Origin of the sequence: Microcystis sp. M44BS1 (assembly GCF_020244875.1) — a bacterium.
Classification (GTDB): Bacteria; Cyanobacteriota; Cyanobacteriia; order Cyanobacteriales; family Microcystaceae; genus Microcystis; species Microcystis panniformis.
Genome location: NZ_JADBVM010000153.1, coordinates 44,104 through 65,627, shown reverse-complemented (window position 1 = coordinate 65,627; position 21,524 = coordinate 44,104). Strand labels below are relative to the sequence as shown.

General features: G+C 40.0%; 4 protein-coding genes. 1 reads left to right on the top strand and 3 read right to left on the bottom strand.

Annotated elements, in window-relative coordinates; all coding sequences use genetic code 11:
* The first annotated feature begins 227 nt into the window (after positions 1–227).
* Positions 228–2,279, top strand: coding sequence for an FAD-dependent oxidoreductase (locus IM515_RS12525; protein ID WP_287627210.1), 2,052 nt, complete (start codon positions 228–230; stop codon positions 2,277–2,279).
* Between the two features lie 90 nt (positions 2,280–2,369).
* On the opposite strand, the gene IM515_RS12520 is transcribed toward IM515_RS12525, so the two are convergent.
* Genes IM515_RS12520 through IM515_RS12510 form a run of 3 tightly spaced genes read right to left on the bottom strand, consistent with a single transcriptional unit; the run spans position 2,370 to position 21,001 of the window.
* The gene (locus IM515_RS12520; protein ID WP_287627209.1) at positions 2,370–6,245 is read right to left on the bottom strand and encodes a non-ribosomal peptide synthetase; all 3,876 of its coding nucleotides are present in this window, start codon (positions 6,243–6,245) and stop codon (positions 2,370–2,372) included.
* Positions 6,242–12,622, bottom strand: a complete 6,381-nt coding sequence (locus IM515_RS12515) for a non-ribosomal peptide synthetase (protein WP_287627208.1) — start codon at positions 12,620–12,622, stop codon at positions 6,242–6,244. The genes IM515_RS12520 and IM515_RS12515 overlap by 4 nt, the downstream gene beginning before the upstream one ends.
* 15 nt (positions 12,623–12,637) lie before the next feature.
* Positions 12,638–21,001, bottom strand: a complete 8,364-nt coding sequence (locus IM515_RS12510) for a non-ribosomal peptide synthetase (protein WP_287627207.1) — start codon at positions 20,999–21,001, stop codon at positions 12,638–12,640.
* Positions 21,002–21,524: the final 523 nt, after the last annotated feature.

Genomic DNA, 21,524 nt, shown 5'->3' with positions numbered 1-21,524 from the left:
TAGTATAACAAAGGGAATGAGACAGAATCAGGATATCTTTGTCGAAACATTTCCAGAAAAGCGATCGAGTGTCAGCCTGAAGGTGTATAATCTCTCAAAAGCCAGCATCAAGCTACAAAGTTCTCAAGACCACCCAAAAAAAACATCAGGATTTCAGGAACAGATGCTCTGGCTACTTCTTCAAAGAAAAAGGAAACTCTCAGCCATAACATTGATATTTGTCAATAATGTCCCCTAAAATTTTCAATCATCACTTTACTCCTCTTAAATCCCTCTCTCTGGGATTATTTCTCCTACAAGCTTTCACTCCTCTCACCCTAGCAGCCCCCCCGCGAGAACCGGATCAAAGCGTCGGCTGTGATATTCTGGTGGTGGGTGGTGGTTTAGCCGGTGCCGGTGCAGCCTACGAAGCTTTATTATTAGGAAAAACCGTCTGTTTAACCGAGATTACCGACTGGGTGGGGGGACAGATATCTTCTCAGGGAACCTCCGCATTAGATGAAAGACGGACACAAAGAGAAAAATTATTTTTCCCGAAAGGTTATCTAGAATTTAGGGAAAGAATTAGAAAGCATTACGGGAAACGCAACCCCGGAGAATGTTGGGTAAGCGGGTCTTGTTTTTTGCCTTTTGATGGACATAAATTATTATTTCAACAGTTAGAAGACGCTGCCAAAAAAGGCAAAGGAACCCTGAAATGGTTTCCCTCCACGGTAGTCAAAGAATTAAATATTGAAACTTTACCCAACCGCGGCACCGGTCAACAGATTACCAGTGTAATTGCTATTCAACATAGTCCCGCAAAAGGTACTCCTCCCCTAAATACCGAGTTTTTATCGCAAAAAATGGAGGATATCTATCGCTACGAAAATTCTCCCCGTTTTGATAAGAAAATCCTCCGTTTTGTCCCCAAATCCTCCCAACCGAATCAATTAGCAGATTGGTATGTGATTGAAGCGACCGAAACCGGGGAAATAATCGGATTATCAGATATTCCCTACCGTTTAGGTGTCGATAAGCGCAGTTATCTCGAACCTTCTTCCTCTAGCGTCACTGGAGACCCCTACTGTACCCAAGGCTTTACCTATACCTTCGCCATGGAGGAAACAGAAAAACCACAAACCCACGAGAAACCCGTTTATTATGAACGCTATGCCCCCTATTTTAGCTATGAATTGCCGCGATTAGCCGATTTTGACCTAGTTTTCACCTATCGTCGTATCTGGAGTCCACAACTGGGTAAAGAGAAAACCTTTGGGGGAATTACTTTTACCGAACCCGTCCCGGGGGATATTTCCATGCAGAATTGGACCTGGGGAAATGATTACCGTCCGGGGACTGCTAAGGATAACTTTATCTACACCCGTGAACAGTTGCAAGAGTTAGGACAGTTATCTCCGGGGGGATGGATGGGAGGATTACGCACAGAAACCCTCGCGAGGGGCGAAGAACACGCCATTTCCTACTATTATTGGTTAGTAGAAGGAACCACCGATTCCCAGTTAGGGGACGGGGTAAAAGTTCCCCATTTGAATAACCGTTATCTCTCCGGTTTTGATTCTCCCATGGGTACTGCTCACGGTTTGTCAAAATATCCCTATATTCGGGAAGCAAGACGGATTATCGGTCGTCCTTCCCTGACTTTCCCCGATGGTTTTACCGTCACAGAAATCGATATTTCCCGACAAAATTTTCAAAGCGATTTCTATCGTCAAAATCTTTCCCCAGCAGAATATCGGCGCTTAATTGCCACCTTGGCAGGATTAGAGGGATTTTCCGTACTTGATGGCACATTATCCCCCGACAAGGCCGTTAAACGCAAGCGATCGACTATTTACCCCGATTCCGTCGGTATCGGTCACTACGCGATTGATTTTCACCCCTGCATGACGGAACATCCCCCCGAAAAACCGGGTAATACAGAAAAAGCAGGAGAAAGACGGGGACAGGGGCAAGCTTACCCCTTCGAGATACCTTTAAGGGCTATAATTCCCCAAAAAATCGATAATTTATTGATAGCGGGTAAAAGTATCGCTCTTAGTCATATTGCTGCGGCCGCCTATCGTGTCCATTCCTTCGAGTGGTCCTCCGGGGTAGCGGCGGGCATCACGGCAGTGTATGCTTTGGATAATAATGTACTGCCCTATCAATTAGTAGAAAGTGATTTTCTCATCGGGAATAAACAATTGCGAGAATTACGGCAAAAAATCGATGCAAGTGGTAATCCAACTATGTTCCCCGATGCCTCAATTTTCCAGTCGATGGATAATTGGTATTAATTAGGGTTTGCTGAAAAAGCTTTTTCAGCAGACCCTAGGTACTGCTCATCCATGTCTCTCAGATTGCCAGATTTCGTCCCCCCTAAACGGTTACGACTGTTTTGGGTTGAGAATACTATTGATAATCAGAGCGTTTTTTGGAAGATAAGGAGGATCAATCATTTCACGATGAATACCGGTGGCATAATGATTGATTCTTTCCCCTTTTGTTGCTTCTGTCCAATCATCTTGAGCTTCATAGTTTCCCTCAGCACGAATCAAATGAATAGTCCCTTGAATTTGTACATTTTTTAAATCAGAATTCCAAAGAAAATTAAAGTATTCCCACACTTGATGATAAGTGCGGTCGCGGAGTTTTTGATTCTCTAAAAAGTAACCTCTTAATTCCTGACGTTTGGGATTTAATAAGAAAGCATCAACCCCTTCTTGAATCTCTGACATATCAGCTTTTTTAGCCTCACGTCCTCCTCTGTAAGTATCCAGTAAAATGACATCAGAAACAACTCTCCCGCGACTTTCTAATTGTTGAGCCATTAACATCGCTAAAAATCCGCCGGCGGAATGTCCCATTAATTTTATATCTTGATTCTGAGCTAAATCCTCAATTAATTCAGCGTATTTTTTTAACATTAATTCATCGCTAATGTAGCGAAAAGTATAGAGAGCATAATCCGTTATATACTCCGCTAAATTGGCATAAGCAGCAGCGAAACCAAGGGCGGGGGGAAATAAAAAGACGGCCTTTTCTTGCTCCTTATTAAACACCACATACGGGCGTTCTTTCGGTTGAATATTCATCTCCTGAGCATAGATAATATAATCGCTTAATTCGGCTACTGTTGGCTTTTCATAAATCATTGATAAAGGAATTTCTATGGCGATTTTTTCATAAATTAAAGCCATAAGATTCATAGCTTGTAAGGAATGACCACCCAACTCAAAGAAGTTATCATTAACCCCTATCTTGCCAGCTTGTAGAAGTTGTTGCCAAAGGCTTACTAAGATAGTTTCCGTTGAATTGCGGGGGGCTAAATAGGGTGATTCAACTAAAGAAGTCTCATCCGGTATAGGCAATTTATGAAAGTCTATTTTCCCATTAGGATTTAAGGGAAAATCCGACAACATGACAAAGGCAGAAGGGATCATGTAAACGGGTAATTTCTGCTGTAAGAAACGACGCAGCTCCTGAGAAGTTAACAAGGGTTCTTTTCTGATTACATAAGCAACTAACCGTTGATTATATAAGGTATCTTCCCGCATAATCACAACAGTTTGTTCAACGTTGGGATGAGTTTCTAAAACCGTCTGAATTTCTCCTAATTCAATGCGGAAACCTCTCAGCTTAACTTGATTGTCAATCCGCCCTAAATATTCAATGTTTCCATCAGGAAGATAGCGAGCTAAATCCCCCGTTTTATATAATTTACCCTCGGCAAAAGGATGAGGAATAAATTTTTCAGCCGTTAATTCAGATTGGTTGAGATATCCACGCGCTAAACCCATTCCACCAATATGTAATTCTCCAGCAACACCAATAGGAACCGGTTGGAGATAACTATCGAGAATATAAACTTGGACATTAGCAAGGGGGCGCCCAATAGAAATTAACTGGGAATTGGGCTGACAGCACCAGACAGTAGTATCAACGGCGGATTCTGTTGGTCCATAAATGTTATATAATTTACAGTTTAACTGCTGAAAAAATCGTTGATTGAGTTCATAAGGTAGGGCTTCTCCCCCGACAATTACTCGTTTTAAACAGTGGCAATCTTTGCTCTTAGGATGTTGCAGAAAAACTCGCAATATTGAGGGAACAGCAGTAAAATAAGTCACTTGTTCTTTCAGAATTAAATCTATTAAATAATCTATATCTTTATAGCGATCAGATTTAGTTATCACTAGGGAAGCACCTGAGGTTAAAGACAAGAAAATTTCCCAGACTGAAACATCAAAACTAAAGGCAGTAATTTGGAGAACGCGATCTTCAGAGGTAAGATTATAATGATCAATAGTATATTTTAGAGTATTACAAATTCCTTTATGAATATTCATCACGCCTTTAGGTTTTCCCGTTGAACCCGAAGTGTATATAACATAAGCTAAATTTTCTGGGGTAACTGGAGAGGTCAAATTCTCTTGACTATAATTAGCTATCCTTGACCAATCTGTATCTAAACACAGTATTTCGGCTTGATTTTCGGGCAGAAATTGGACTAAAGATTGTTGAGTTAACAACAGAGAGATAGCAGAATCAGATATCATATAATCCAAGCGCTCAGGGGGATAATTAGGATCCAAAGGAACATAAGCTCCCCCAGCTTTCATAATTCCCAATATTCCGATGATCATCTCAAAAGAACGCTCAATAAAAATCCCCACTAAAACTTCTGAAGTTACGCCTTTTTCTTGTAAATAGTGACCGACTTGATTAGCTCGACTATTTAACTCTCGATAGGTCAATTTTTTGCCCTCAAAAATAAGAGCTATTGCCTCGGGATTATCTCTAACTTTTTCTTCAACTAACTGGTGCAGACACTGTTGAGGATAAGGGACTTCGGTTTGATTCCACTCTATTAGTAATTGATGCCGTTCTTCAGGAGTTAATAAATTAATCTCAGATAATTTACAATCGGGATTCTGAATTACACTTTCAATAATTTGTAAAAAGTGACCGCTCATTCTGGCGATAGTTTCAGGCAAAAATAAATCCGGCTCATATTCAATAGCTAATGTAAGATTATGACTATCTTCAAAGAAGCTCCAAGTCATATCAAATTGAGCCATGCGTGGTTTTAAGGGATAGGGTTGATGTTCCAAACCTGGAATTTTTAAGACAGTTTTGCTTTCTTTACCCAGTAGAGAAAACATGACATCAAATAAGGGATTTCTGGACAAATCACGTTCTAAATTGAGAGCGGATACTAATTTATCAAAAGGATAATCACGATATTCGTAGGCATCAAGACAGGTGTTAGTCACTTCCCCTAAGACTTGCTTAAAAGTTACTCCCTCTGGTAATAAAGTTCTCAAGGCCAAGGTGTTAACATAAAACCCGATTTGGTTTTCTAAATCAGGATGATTTCGTGCTGAAATAGGGATACCGACTACTAAATCACGCTGGCAGGTGTGGCGGTAGAGTAATATTTTAAAGAAGGTCAGTAGGGTAATAAATAGAGTCGTATTATTTTGAGTGGCAAAGGTTTGTAATTGTTGGCTAAGACTCTGACTAAATTGATAAGTGTGGGAAGCTGCTTGAGAAGATTTTACTTGAGGTCGAGGGAAGTCTATCGGTAAGTTTAAGATGGGGGGATGTTCGGCAAAAACCTCACACCAATACTCATGTTGTTCTCTAACTTCTTCACTTTCTAACCACTGATTTTGCCAGGCCGCATAATCTTTATACTGTAGAGCAAGAGGGGGTAATTCAGCTTTTTTTTGTTGAGTATAAGCAGAGTATAATGTAAAGAACTCTTGAAAGATAATATCAAGTGATTGTGCATCCCCAATAATATGATGGACAGTCAAACCAAAGATAAATTCTTCTGAATTAATCTGCACCAATAAGACCCGAATAAGGGGCAACTTTTCTAAACTAAAAGGTAAATTTGCCGACTCTTGAATTAAATCATCTGCCAAGAGTTCAGCATCTTTTTCTGCTCTTAAATCTTTAAAAATGATTAACTGTTCTGTGGGTATTTCCTCATGAATAACTTGCTTAATATTGCCCCCAACACTGGCAAAAGTGGTTCTGAGAATTTCATGTCGGTTTACCAGTTCTTGAAAGGCTGCTGTTAATATAGAAACATCTAATTTGCCATTAATTCTCATGGCAAGCCTAATATTATAAGCGCTAGAAGATTCGCTGATATGCTGCAAAATCCAAAGCCTTCTTTGACCGTGAGAGACTTGGTAATATTTTTGTTTTTCCAGTGGGTTAATTGAGTCAGATTGTGGTAAGTTGATCATCGTTTTTGTCGGGATTGAATTAATACAGCTTGTTCTTTTAAAGTATTATGGGTAAAAATTTCCCGTAATCGGAGGGAAACCCCAAATTGATTACGGATTTGTGACACTAAGCGCATCGCCTTTAGACTGTTTCCTCCTAGTTCAAAAAATGACTGATTACTGTTACTCACTTCTGCTTCTAATAACTCACCCCAAAGGGAAGCTAATAAAGCTTCTTGTGGATTAAAATCTGGGACTTGGTTAGTTGAGTCAGTAATATTTTCTTCGGGTTTTGGCAAAGCTAGACGATGAATTTTTCCATTGGGTAACAGGGGAAAAGCTTCTAACCGCATTAAAAAGCTAGGCTGCATATAAATCGGTAAGAGTTGCTTTAATTTACCTCGAATATATTCCTGATGAACTGTATCCTCTGCCTGATAATAAGCAATTACGGTTACTAATTCCTCCTTTTTATTAGCTATAACTAAGGCTTTTTCTACTCCCTCAATCCCACTGAGGACATCTTCAATCTCTCCTAATTCAATCCGTACCCCATTTAATTTAATTTGATTGTCACTGCGTCCTATTACTTCTAAAGTTAGATCAGGAAGCAATCTGCCTAAGTCTCCAGTACGATAAACTATATCCCTCCCCCCATTCAAAGGATTAGGCACAAAAACTGAATGAGTTAAGCTTTCATCTTGATAATAACCTTTTGTTAAATAGGGGGATTTAACGAATACTTCTCCTACTTCTCCCATTGCCCTAGCGCGATTTCCATCAACCACTGCATAAGCGGCATCTGGCAAAGTTTGACCACCCGGAACCCGTTCATAGGGAATATTATTAGGGTTTGGAATTCGATAAAAATGCTTAACAAATGTAGTTTCACTTGCCCCATAAATATTTACAAATTCTGTCTGAGAGCCAAAAATTTGATGCCATTCAGCCAGTTCTTTCACAAATAAAGGCTCTCCTCCTAAGACAAAAATTCGCAAATTTTTCAAGAGATTATGTGCATTAATTAAACCACGCCCCATCTTTAAAAATAGACGCATTACCGAGGGGACAGTGTGTAGTAAGTTAATTTTCCATTCTCCTATTCGCAGTAATAAAAGCTCTAAGTCTTCTCGCTCTGTACTCTCTGGAATATACAGAGTTCCCCCTGAGCATAAAGTCACACAGGTTTCCCTCAAATAAGCATCAAAATTAATTTGAGCAATTTGTAAACATCGCCAATTTTCATTGATGTCAAATTCCCGTTTTTCCCAATTAATGAAATGACGTAAGCTGCCGTGACTGCCTAAGATTGCTTTAGGTTCACCGGTTGAGCCAGAAGTAAACATAATATAATTAGAATCATCAGCATCCGGCATAGCTAGAAGGGGTTGCAGTTGGCTTAATTGGCAAGGAAACTCTTGATAATCCATACCATTCCACTGATGATATTGCTGAATTTTATGAGCCTTAACCACTAAGATATGAGGCGGTTTTTCTAAGGCGGATAGTTGGGGTTTAATCCCCTCTAAATTCTCAGCCGCAACTAAGATAATTTCGGGGCTAGTTTTAATCATCATGCGTTGCCGGCGCTCCTCGGGTTCATCTAAACGTAGAGGTAAATAGATTCCTCCGGCTTTAAATACTGCCAGCATGGCGATTAACTGACGATAATCTCCTTCTAGGAGAACACCACAAACCTTATCTTTTTCCACGCCTAATTCTTTTAAGACATAAGCCCAAAAGTTAGTTAGTTCATGTAATTCTTGATAGCTAAATTTACCCCCTGGATAAATTATCGATATTTTCTCTGGTGTGGCTGCAACTTGGTCAATAAAATCGTGGATAATAGTACGGTTTTCTAAGCGAGGAATAGGATTGATAAAATTGGCAATGAAAGCTGTTTCTGCCTCCGATAACAAAGAAATGTCTTTGACGGGTTGGGCGGGGTTAGATAGCATTTCATTCAAGAGTTTATCGAAGTGAATGAGACATTTTTTCATCCTCTCCTCTTGGAATAAGTCGGTGTTATAAATTAGCTCTAATCTGAGTTTTTCCTGATCTTCACTAAACACAAAAGATAGATCAAACTTACTGGTCGGGGTGAGGGAATCTAGAGATTTTATTTGTATATTTTCTAAGCCTACAGGTTGATCAAAATTTTGCAGAAGGACTAATATATCAAACAAGGGAGTGCGGTTAATTTCTCTAGAAACAGCTAATTTTTCTACTAAAATATCAAAGGGATAATCGGAATGTTCTAAAGCTTCGGTAACGGTTTGACGAACCTTTGCGAGTAGATTTTTGTAGCCTTTTTCGGGTTCAATTTGGTCACGAATAACTAAGGTATTGAGAAATAAACCGATTAGAGATTGCAGTTGAGGATGGTTTCTGGTGGCGATTTCTGTACCAATAGTAATATCATGTTGACCACTGTAGCGATACAGTAATATTTTGACAGCCGCTACCAATGCCATGAATAGGGTGATTTCGTTTTCTTGACAAATTTTTCTTAATTTAGAAATCGTTTCTCGGTCAAATGTCCAGCTTAAATGAGAACCCTTAAACGTCTTTATTTGGGGACGTTTAAAGTCTGTCGGTAAGTGAACTCTGGTCAGTTGTCCATTGTCCAGTTTTTGCCGCCAGTAATCTAGGTTTTGGGGATTATTTTCGCTTCTTAAAAGATTATTTTGCCATCCTGCATAATCTTTATATTGTATCGGCAATGGCTCTATACTAGGCTGTAATCCTTTGGCTAAATCAGAGTAGTATTGTAAGCATTCTTTAGCTAACAAACTCATTGACCAACCATCACAAATAATGTGATGAATTTCTAACTCTAAAATATATTCATTCGGAGATAGTTTATAAATCTTAGAGCGCACCAGGGGACTTTTCTCTAGGTCAAACGGTTTTCTCTCTTTTGCAATCGTTTCTAGGATTTCTTCATCAGGTTTATTTGTCCAGTCTTTAAATTCCCAATCAAAAGGACGATTTTGCAAGATTTTCTGTTGTGGTTCTCCGTTAATTAAAATGAAAGATGTCCGCAGGGATTCATGACGGGAAATCAATAATTGTATGGCTTTTTCAAAGACATCTGGGCTAAAATCTCCTGCTATTTTGAGAGTGGAAACAATATGATAAGCTACATTATTGAGATCCATCTGTTGCAAGACATAGAAACGTCTCTGAGCATGGGATGTTTCGTAGGTTTCTTGTGCAGATACAAGGGGAATAGTGGCTACCGTCAGAGGGGTAACAGTGCTTAATAATGCTGCTTGTTCAGCAATGGTAGGATGAGCAAATACTTGTTTAATGGGCAAAGATTGCCCTAACTTTTCCTGAATTTTACTCACTAGAGAAATAGCTTTTAAGCTATGTCCTCCCAACTCAAAGAAGTTGTCACTAACCCCTATTTTGGATACCTGAAGAACATCTTGCCAAATCTGAGCTAAGAGGCTTTCTTTTTCATTTCTTGGGGCTATATAAGCAGATTCAATAATTGATGTCTCATCGGGGACGGGTAATTTTTTCCTGTCTATCTTGCCATTGTTATTTAAGGGAAAATCCGACAAGATGACAAAGGCAGAAGGCACCATATAAGCGGGGAGTTGCTGCTGTAAGAAACGACGCAGATCCTGAGGAGTTAATAAAGAATTTTTTCTGATTACATAAGCAACTAACCGTTGATTATATAAGCTATCTTCCCGCATAATCACAACAGTTTGTTCAACGTTGGGATGAGTTTCTAAAACTGTCTGAATTTCTCCTAATTCAATGCGTAAACCTCTCAGCTTGACTTGATTATCAATCCGCCCTAAATATTCAATATTGCCGTCAGGAAGATAGCGAGCTAAATCCCCCGTTTTATATAATTTCCCCTCAGCAAAAGGGTTAGAAATAAATTTTTCTTGAGTTAATTCCAGACGATTGAGATATCCACGCGCTAAACCCATTCCACCAATATGTAATTCTCCAGCAACACCAATAGGAACCGGTTGGAGATAACTGTCGAGGATATAAACTTGGGCATTAGCAATGGGAGTTCCAATAGAAATTTGGGAATTTGGCTGACAGCACCAGATAGTAGTCTCAACCGCTACTTCTGTTGGTCCATAAGCGTTATATAATTCACAGTTTAACTGCTGAAAAAATCGTTGATTGAGTTCATAAGATAAGGCTTCTCCCCCGACAATTACTCGTTTTAAACAGTGGCAATCTTTGCTCTTGGGATGTTGCAGAAAAACTCGCAATATTGAGGGAACACAAGTGAAATAAGTTACTTGTTCTTGCACAATTAAATCTATTAAATAATCTATATCTTTATACCCGTCAGGTTTAGCCACGACTAGAGAAGCACCAGATATTAAAGACGAAAAAATTTCCAAGACTGAACCATCAAAACTCAAGGAAATAATTTGGAGAATGCGGTCTTCAGAGGTAATATTATAATGACCAATAGCATATGTCAGAGTATTACAAATTCCTCTATGAATATTCATCACGCCTTTGGGTTTTCCCGTTGAACCTGATGTATAAATAACATAGGCTAAATTCTCAGGAGTCGTTAGATTGAAGGGATTTTCTGGACTATAGGTAGCTATCTTTTCCCAATCCCTATCTAAACACAGTAACTCGGCCCCAGTTTGGGGAAGAAAATCCCCTAAAGATTCCTGAGTTAACACCAAAGAAACACCCGAATCTGAGAGGATATCCCCCAAGCGCTCGGTAGGATAATCCGGCTCTAAAGGTACATAAGCTCCCCCGGCTTTTAATATCCCTAATAAACCGATGACCATCTCTAGGGAACGCTCCATAAAAATCCCGACCAAACTTTCTGGACCTACACCCTTATCTCGTAAACAGTGAGCTAACTGATTGCCCCGGTTATTTAACTGTTGATAGGTTAATTTTTGGTCTTCAAAAATAACCGCTATTCCCTGCGGATTCTGTGCAGCTTGTTCTTCAAATAATTGATGTAAAGACTTATCTAAAGGATAATCTGCCTCGGTATTGTTCCACTCTACTAATAACTGATGTTGCTCTTGTGTTGTCAATATAGGTAATTGTGTTACCCGTTGCCGAGTATCAGTAACAATCCCTGTTAAAATAGTCTGTAAATGTGCTGCCATCCGTTCAATCGTATCCTGAGTAAAACGGCTAGTATCATAGACTAACTGAATCAGTAACTCCTGTTTAGGAATAGCAACCACCGTCAAAGGATAATTAGTTTCCTCAAAATTCTCCACATCCTTAACCCTTAAGGATTGACGAGAATCTCTCGATAACGCTTCTCTAGGATAATTCTCAAAAACGACCAAACTCTCAAACAGGGGAACCCCCGGTGGAATATCACTTAATCTCTGTATTTCAGCCAGAGAAACATAAGCATAATCCTGAATTTCTGCTTGCTTTTGCTGTAATTCCTGTAACCAAGATAGCAATAAATCTGATTCTCTGATGGAGACTCGCAGCGGCAATGTATTAATAAATAATCCTACCCTATGTTCTACCCCTGATAAATCATGAGGGCGACCAGAAACCGTAACCCCAAATAAAACTTCTGACTCCCCACTATAGCGACTGAGAAGAATCGCCCAAGCGGCCTGTACTAGAGTAGATAAGGTCAGATTATGCTTTTGCGCCAAAGATTGCAGGTCTTTGGAGTGAGAAGCCGATAAATGACAGTTATACTCTTTATAAGTCGGCTTACCTTCAGATTTCATTAACTGGAGTCTGTCCACCCTCAGGGGGGTGGGAGTCATAAACCCTTCAAGAGTTCGCTGCCAAAAACTCTCAGCAATAGATGGGTTTTGCTCCTGTAACCAAACAATATAATCTTGATAAGGACGCGGCAAAGGAAGATGATAACTTTTCCCTTGAATACCTGCCTCATAAAACCCTAAAACTTCTTGATAAATAATAGGCATACTCCAACCATCCAGAATAATATGATGATGATTGCAGAGGAATTTATAAGTTTGGTCCGATAGTTGAATCATCAAGCAGCGCATTAAAGGAGCAACTTTGAATTCAAACCCTTGTTGACGCTCTGTTTGTAACAATAAATCTAAACGTTGTTGTTGCTCTGTGGGGGAAAGATTGCGCCAATCCTGATAATCCCAAGGCAAATCAACCTTTTTTCGCACAATTTGCAGAGGTTTTTCCCGTTTTTCCCAGAGAAATAGAGTCCTTAATACCGAGTGACGCTCTACAACTTTTTCCCACGCTTGCCTAAAAACTGTAAGGTTAATTTCTCCCTCCAGAGTAATTAGAGTTTGACTACAATAAATCCCTGAATCAGGAGTATAAAGACTATGAAAGAGCATCCCTTCCTGCATGGGGGAAAGAGGATAAATAGACTCCACATTTTTGGCGGGTTGATTTTTTGTGTCTGCCATGAAAGATTCTCCTTATTAGTCAATTTCTGCCAGAATATCGTCTAATTCCTGTTGATTCAAGTGCGCTACTGGAAAATCGGAGGGAGTGTAACCCCCAGCATCAGGAGATAAACAATGCTCAATCAATTTCAGCAAAGCTTCTTTATAGCTGCGCCCTAAATATTCTACCGTCGAACGTTCATAGATGAGATCGCTATAAGTCCAGTTTACTTGTAACTGTCCCTCGATAACTCTGGCCGTAATCTCTAATAAATGACTACGATGTCCCTTAAGACTGTGATTAGGCCCCTTAGACTCATCCGCTAATTTCCAATCCCCTTTTTGCAATTGTCCTTGCTCAAATTGACCTAAATAATTAAACAAAACTTCTCTGGCAGGAATTTCAGCTAATTGAGACTTAATATCAGCATCATCACTCAAATATCGCGAAATTCCATAGCCAATTCCCCTGTGAGGAATAGCTCGTAACTGTTCTTTAATAGATTTGAGCCGCTCACCGGGGTGATTTTCGGGGGGGAGTCGCAAAATAACCGGAAAAAGACTGGTAAACCAACCCACCGTCCTCGATAAGTCAACCTCACTGAACAAATCTTCTCGTCCGTGTCCTTCTAAATCAAGGGATATGGTCAAATTTTCTGTCCATTCTGTCAAAGTTTCCGCTAAAGCGGTTAACAAAACCTCATTAATTTGAGTGTTATAGGCAGCGGGGACTTTTTGCAAGAGGGTGCGGGTTTGTTCTTCATCTAGAGTCACCGTGACATCATTTGCCGTCGCTACTGTATTGTATGGTTTTCCAGCCTCGTCATCTACAGGTAAATTTCTCGCCTCTAACCAAGGTTGAGTTAACCAATAGTCTAATGGCTCTTTCGCTTTTTGCCCTTGTCCATAATCCCTCAAGAGAAGCGCCCAATCCTGAAAGGCTATGGTTTTAGGTGGAAGTTCTACATTCTCCCCCCTTTCTAGCTGTTGGTAAGTCATCAATAAATCTTCTAACAAAATTCGCCAAGATACACCATCAACCCCCAAGTGATGAATAATAATCAGTAACCGACTGGGTTGATAGGGTGCTAATTCAAATAGCACCGCCTTGATTAATAGTCCAGTAGAGAGGTTTAAACTTGCCTGTTGAGTTGTTGCCATTGCTAAGAGAGTTTCCCCTTGCTGAGATTGAGGAATAGAAGACAAATCAATCACTTCAAAAGGTACTTCCTCCGGCATTCCTTCATTGACTTGTTGCCATTGTCCTTCCTCCACAGTAAACCGTAACCGCAAAGCGTCATGATGTTCAATTAATTTTCTCAGAGATTGAGCTAACAAATCAGCTTTCAGGTGATGGGGAACTTCTAAGAGGACAGACTGATTAAAGTGGTGCATTTCAGCGCGATTTTGCTCAAAAAACCACAGTTGAATGGGAGTGAGAGGCACAATACCCGTCACTAAACCCTGTTTAGCTAATTCCGCTGTGGAATAATCGGCAACTGTAGCCAGTTCCGCAAGAGTAGGATATTCAAATATCTGTTTAGGGGTAATCTTCAACCCGGCTTGACGAGCGCGAGCGACAACCTGAATACTGATAATAGAATCGCCCCCAACTTCAAAAAAGCGGTCATAACGACTTACTTGTTTAATGCTGAGAACATCTTGCCAAATACTAGCCAAAATCTTTTCTTTCTGAGTATGAGGGGGAACAAAATCCTGCTCAGATGTGGAAGGTATCTCAGGGATGGGTAATCTAGAACGGTCAATTTTTCCATTAGGAGTCAGAGGGAGAGCTTCTAAGGAGACAAAAAGAGCCGGAATCATATACTCTGGCAATTTCTGTCCCAAGAAACGACGCAAATCCTCAGTATTTATCGGGTCATTTTCTGCCACTAGATAAGCGACTAACCTCTTATTCCGATAGGAGTCTTCCCAAACCTTCACCACCGCTTTCTTAACTTGGGGATAAGTCCCTAGAGTTGCCTCAATTTCTCCTAATTCAATGCGGAAACCCCGCAATTTTACCTGATTATCAGCCCGCCCCAAAAAATCAAGATTTCCATCGGGTAAATATCGGGCTAAATCTCCTGTTTTATAGAGTTTGGCATTGGGTTCATTACTAAAGGGATTGGAGATAAATTTCTCAGCGGTTAATTCAGGTTGATTCAGATAACATCGAGCTAACCCTTTACCCCCGATATATAAATCACCAATAGTTCCTAAAGGAACCGGTTGTTTAAAAGAGTCCAGAATATAAACTTCAGTATTGGCAATAGGTCGGCCGATACTCGGTTGTCCATGGTCTTTTTTAGGCACTAAGCTAAAAGTGGAATAAGTGGTATCTTCTGAAGGACCGTAGAGATTATAAACATTCTTAATGTTTTCCTGCTGGTAAAGCTTCTGGACTAATTGATTAGACAAAGCTTCTCCGGCGAGGTTTACCGTTCGCACAGTCTCAGGTATCGCCTCAATTTCCAGTAGTTGGGCGATCGCTGTAGGTACGGTATTAATTAATGTTACCTCTTTGGCTGCACTTAAACTAGGCAAATCTAGAACATTCTGGGCCAGAATAATCTTACCCCCCACAGCCAAGGGCAAAAATAGTTCAAATACTGACAAATCAAAACAAATAGAAGTAGAACCCAAAACCCCCGCTAATTCCTCACTGCTAAAGACTTCCTTGGACCAATTGAGTAAGGTTGTGGTGCTGTGATGCTCAATGACAACCCCTTTTGGTTTCCCCGTTGAACCGGAGGTATAAATCACATAAGCGCTATGACTAGAACTTACGGGTAAAGAGAGGTTTTCGGGACTTTCTAGGGCTATATTTCTGGCTTCTGCCTCTAATATCACCAGATTCCCTGGATAATTCCCTAATTTCTCTACTAATTTTGCTTGTGTTAGCAACAAGGAAACTTGACCATCTTCTAAGATAACATTGAGGCGTTCAGTTGGATAAGCTGGATCTAAAGGTACATAAGCTCCCCCTGCTTTGAGAATGGCTAATAACCCTATAACCATCTCAGGAGTCCGTTCTAGGCAAATTCCCACCAAAGCTTCAGATTTTACCCCTTTTCTCGCTAAATATCGCCCCAATTGATTCGCTTTTTCATTTAATTGACGGTAGGTTAATTGTTCATTTTCTGTAATAATAGCGATTGCGTCAGGACTGCGCTTAACTTGCTCCTCAAACAATTGATGAATACACCCATCCGGATAGTGAACCTCAGTATCATTCCATTCTTTTAATAATTGATGTTGTTCTTGCTCAGAAAGTAAACAACAAGTTTCATAACGTTCTAACCCTTCCGTTGCCATAGCGATGAGAGTTTTCTCGTAGTATCCTCCGATTAACTCCATCTGCTTTTCCCCTAGATAATTCCCATCATATTTAAGGGTAAGTTCTATTTGAGATGAAAGGGGATGAAGACTAAAATTAGCTAACAATGTAAAATTAGTTTGATTAAAAAACTTCCCTCCTAAGACCTCTAAATCTTTCACACCGATGATACCTTGATAAACATGGAAATGAATAAAATTAAAAGCCGTATCAAACAAAGGTTGACCTGATTTTTGTAACTCAGCGAGGGGATATCTTCGCCAAGATAAGCATTCTCTTTCAACATCAAAAGCTTGCTTAACTAAATCGCTCCAAGTACCGCCAGATAACTCTAAACGTAGGGGCAAAGTATTCAAAAATAAACCTAATATCTTTTCTCCATCGGCTGCTTCTAACCGTCCATTAGAGACTAAACCCGTAATAATATCCCTTTGATTATTCAGTAAACTTAATACCCGAAAATGAGCCGCTAATAAAACACTTTTTAGGGGAACTCCCAGTTGTTTACCGAGTTGTTTTAATCCCTGAGATACCTGACTAGATATAGGAACTAACCAATCCCAATCTTGATTAACTCGATTAGATTTCGACCACTGAGGAAGTTTGGTCAGCGTCACATCTCTGAGTTTTTCTTGCCAATAATTCTGGCATTCTGGCGATTGAATAGTTTTCTTTTCTAAGGCGACAAAATCCCTAAAACTGAGAGCGGGAGTTGGAGAGAGAGGGAGAACTTTTTTGTCGAGAAGATAGAGATACTGTTGTAACAATTCTGTGAGCAACGAAGCTACACTCCAACCATCTAAAATAGAGTGATGAAAACTGAAAGTTAGGTTAAAGTTATCCTGACTGCGGCGATGGAGATGAAAGCGAAATAAAGGAGGACTATTCCAGTCAAAAGTGCGGATTTTTTCCCGCTCAATCCAATCATCAATAGCCGTATCTTGTTCAGAAGGAGATAAATGGGTTAGGTCATCTAATCCTAAAGGAACATCGATTTTTCTGTGAACTAATTGTAGGGGTTCTTGATATTCAAAGAGTGCGAAACTGGTTCGTAATACTGGGTGACGCTGGACAATCTCCTGAATAGCACTATGTAAAGCTGGAAAACTAAAATCAGCACGAATATGATAGGTAAACACATCATGGTACACCGATAGATTCCCCTGATATTCACTATGAAATATCATCCCCAATTGTAGAGCAGTTAGAGGATAAGCATCCTCCACTTCCTCCGGTAAATTGAGGCGAACTTCTTGAGAAATTAAACTAAAAACTTCCGTTTTTTCAGTCCCTAAAGTATCAATTTCATAGCTAACGCAATTGGCCAATTCTTGAATGGTTTGATGTTGCAATAATTGGGGTAAGGAAAAATGAAAACCCATTTGTCGCGCCTTAGCGATCACTTGTATTCCCCGAATCGAATCCCCCCCAAGTTCAAAAAAATTATCGTGAATACCAACCTCTTCGATGCCCAAAACTTCAGCCCAAATCAGTGCTAAAATTTCCTCAAGAGGGGTACAAGGTGCGACAAAATTCTCCGAATTCCTGAAACTGTTATAGCTTGGAGAGGGTAGGGCGCGACGGTCAATTTTTCCACTATTTGTCAGAGGAATAGCATCCAATTGCACAAAGGCATGAGGTATCATGTATTCTGGGAGTTGCTTTTGCAGATAACTCCGCAGTTGGGGAATCAGTTTACTGTTTAACTTAGACCTTAAAGGGTGATTTGCATAAAGTTGCCATTCAGGTTTTGCGGTGTGGGTGGGGGTAAAAGCGATGTAATTTCTACGGGAATTTTCCAGCGGGGAAAAAATCACATCGTAACGGTCCGGAGTATCCGACCAAGTTACCCAAACCGAAAGGGATAAATCCTCAGCTAAAGCCGAAAAATCTTCAGGTTCTACGGCATTTTCTGGGATAATTTCCGATTTAATAGCTTGAAATTCTTCGGTCGTCCCAAAGTCTTGAGAATTTCTGAACAATTCCACACTTTTTAAAGGTCGAAACAAGCGAGAATTAGGGACACCTATCACCCTTAACCCCTCAGATGTCCCCAGTTGATTTCTTACCTCAGATAAAGTCAGCTGCTGTTCAGTCCAGTTTAATTCTGGAAAGTCGGTGCTAAAATCCAGAATCGTTTCAATCCGCAGAACAACATTATAACGGAATTGAGTTAATTCGTTGTGGTGTTGACCTCTCTCTAGATGAATCTCGACTTCAGTAATCTGAGGAAAATAGGACTGAATTGCTCTAAAAAAATCCGGGTCAATGAATAACTCATTTTCTTGCTCAATTTTTCTCTGTACACGCTGTTTAAAATCCTTAATCGAATCCTCAGGGTTAGCCTTATAAAGTTCTACATCAGCGTGAAAAGCTTCCATGAGTTGCAAGTTTCGCACATCTCCAAGGAAAATACACCCCCCCGGAGTTAGTACCTTGATAGCTCCCTCTAAAACCCGCAATAAGTAATCTATATGGGGGAAATACTGCACAACCGAGTTAAGGATAATTGTATCGAATCCTTCTGACTCCAAACCCTCAAAATTATCGGCTGTGCTATGCAATAGCCTGACTTGCTCTAGCTTCGGCCCTTCTTGATTAATTCGCTGAATATGGTCTAAGGCAACGGATGAGATATCGGTTCCCCAATAACACTGGCAATGGGGAGCAACTTGGAATAATATTAACCCGGTTCCACAACCTATTTCCAGAACTTTTTTCGGTTGTTGAGCGAGAATAACCTTAACTTTATCATCTAGCCATTCTCGCATCTGAGCAACCGGGATAGGTTCCCCCGTGTAACTACTATTCCAGCCAACAATATTAAATATCCCTTGAGAATCTGTCGATGTTTGCCTGTAAATTTGGTTATAGAGGCTTTGCCATTGCTCGATTTGCTCATCGAATAATTGCCCTTTTTCTGAAGTCGCCAAGAGTTCCCCCTCTTGAGACTGACCCACAACATAAGCAATTAGTGTTTTACTCCCTGTTTCTGTCTCCGATGCAATGACTACCGCTTGCTCAACTGCTGGATGTTGACTGAGTATAGTTTCAATTTCCCCAAGCTCAATCCGGAAACCTCGAATCTTAACTTGATGGTCAATCCGCCCTAAAAACTCAATATTTCCATCGGGTAAATACCGGGCTAAATCTCCCGTTTTATATAATTTTGCCCTAATTTCTCCCCCTATTCCTGCTTCCACCTTAGCAAAAGGATTAGGGATAAATTTCTCGGCCGTCAATTCGGGACGATTGAGATATCCACGAGCTAAACCTATGCCACCAATATGTAATTCTCCCACAATCCCTATAGGAACTGGTTGTAAATCCGGATTAAGAATATAAATCTGAGTATTGGCAATTGGTTGACCAATACTCACTAGAGCTTTTTGATTCTCCGGCAAACAGGGCCAGTAAGTCACATCAATCGCCGCCTCAGTCGGACCGTAGAGGTTGTGAAGTTCACAGTCAAAATGCTCAAAAAAGCGTTGTGTTAAGTCTAATGGCAGAGCTTCTCCACTACAGAAAACCCGCTTGAGAGAACTACATCCTTTTAGCTCTGGTTCTTGCAGAAACACCCGCAACATGGAGGGGACAAAATGAAGGGTAGTGATTTGCTGCTTTTGGATCAATTGTATTAAATAGGTACTATCTTTATGACCTTCGGGTTTTGCTACTACTAGGGTTGCACCCGCTAATAAGGGCCAAAAGAATTCCCAGACTGAAACATCGAAACTAAAAGGGGTTTTTTGTAAAATGCCATCACTCTTAGTTAACTGATAAGTATCCTGCATCCACAACAAACGATTCCTAATCCCCTTATGATTATTCATTACGCCTTTAGGCTTACCTGTGGATCCCGAAGTATAAATAACATAGGCTAAATTTTCCCCCGTTACGCCACTGTCACAATTGTTCTGACTTTCTTGAGAAATTGCTGGCCAATCTGTATCCAAAGCAACAACAATTCCCCGGTATTCCCCCAACAATCCCCGCAGCGATTCCGCAGTAATGATCACTTTTACCCCAGTATCTTCTAATAGATAACTTAGGCGTTCTTGAGGATAATTAGGTTCTAAGGGGACGTAAGCTCCTCCAGCTTTCAAAACAGCCAATAATCCTACTACCATTTCTAAGGAACGCTCTAGATAAATTCCTACTAATTCCTCTGGTTTTACTCCTAATTTTTGTAGGTAATGACCAAGTTGATTGGCTTTTTCATTTAATTCTTGATAAGTTAATTCTTGATTTTCAAAAATGACCGCCACTCTCTCAGGGTAAAGTTTGGCTTGCTCTTCAAATAGCTGATGAATCCATTGCTTTTCAGGATATTCAATGGCCGTATCATTCCAATCTCTCAGCAATTGTTCTCGTTCTTCGGTCGTTAATATATCAATTTCTGACAAATCTATATCGGGATTAATCGTCACTGTTTCTAAGATTTCTAGGTAATGTCCTAGCATTCTCTCGACAAAATCTCTGGGAAATTTATCTTTAATAAAAGTGACAGAAACACCACTATCATCCGCTGCTATGGCAAAAACTAATTGAAACCGATTTAACGAAGAAATGTCGGCGCACAGTCCTTCTTTGATCACAGCAACGTCAAAAATATTCTCTAGATTTCCTCCTCTTGCTGCCAAGGTTTTGACCAAACTATCCAGCGTATAGTTTTGATGGCGATAGCCTTCTTGTAAATCTTTACGAATGATCCTTAGTAAATCTTTAAATGAACTAAAATTATGTTGATTGAACCGGCAAAATATCAGGCTATCTAATGTTTTTGTATTCAAAGCTGCTGTAGCCGTGGCAAACTCGACTTGAGCAGTGTATTTAAACATTAAAACTTGAACAACAGCCAGATGAAATGCTAAATTATTAACAGAATTATTTGCAGTTAAACTGTTGATTTTTTCCTGTAAATCTGTAGAGATAACTTCAAGAACGCTATGCTGCTCCCCGGTTTTATTCTGACTTACATTACCAAATAGAGTAGTTACTGGCTCTATTTCTTGAAGTTGCCGAATTTGGTAATCTATTGAAACCAGATGTGCTTCCATTGCTGTTCTAACTTTTTCCCTAAATAGTGGTTGATGGCGGTATTCAGAGTCATGGGGTACAATGCTTTTTTCACCGTTCCCTTAAAGCGATAATTCCTGTCTCTGACGAGTGGGATTATTGCTATTTGAACTACAGGAAACCCGACTACGGCTAAGGTCAGGGTTTCTGTCGCTTCTTCAAAATTGTTCTGAGCCTCGACATTGTAGCATACTAACCGACATTCTGCACATCTCCATATACTTTTACAAATTTTTACATTCCCTGGGATGTTTTGACAAAAAATCTTCACTGTAGAAACCACTGAACCCAATAAATTAGTAAAAATTATTAATTGAATATTAAGAAGTGCAAAAAGTGTGACATTTAAAGATACAATTGCGCGAGACCAGCAGAGCAGAGCTTAGGATGCCACACCCCATAAACGTTTATTGCAGATGTCTATTGACAATTACTACCTTGATCAGGTACGATTAGCTGTCTGGTCGTAATAGCTGAAGGGGTGACAACGAGGTTGAAGTTTAA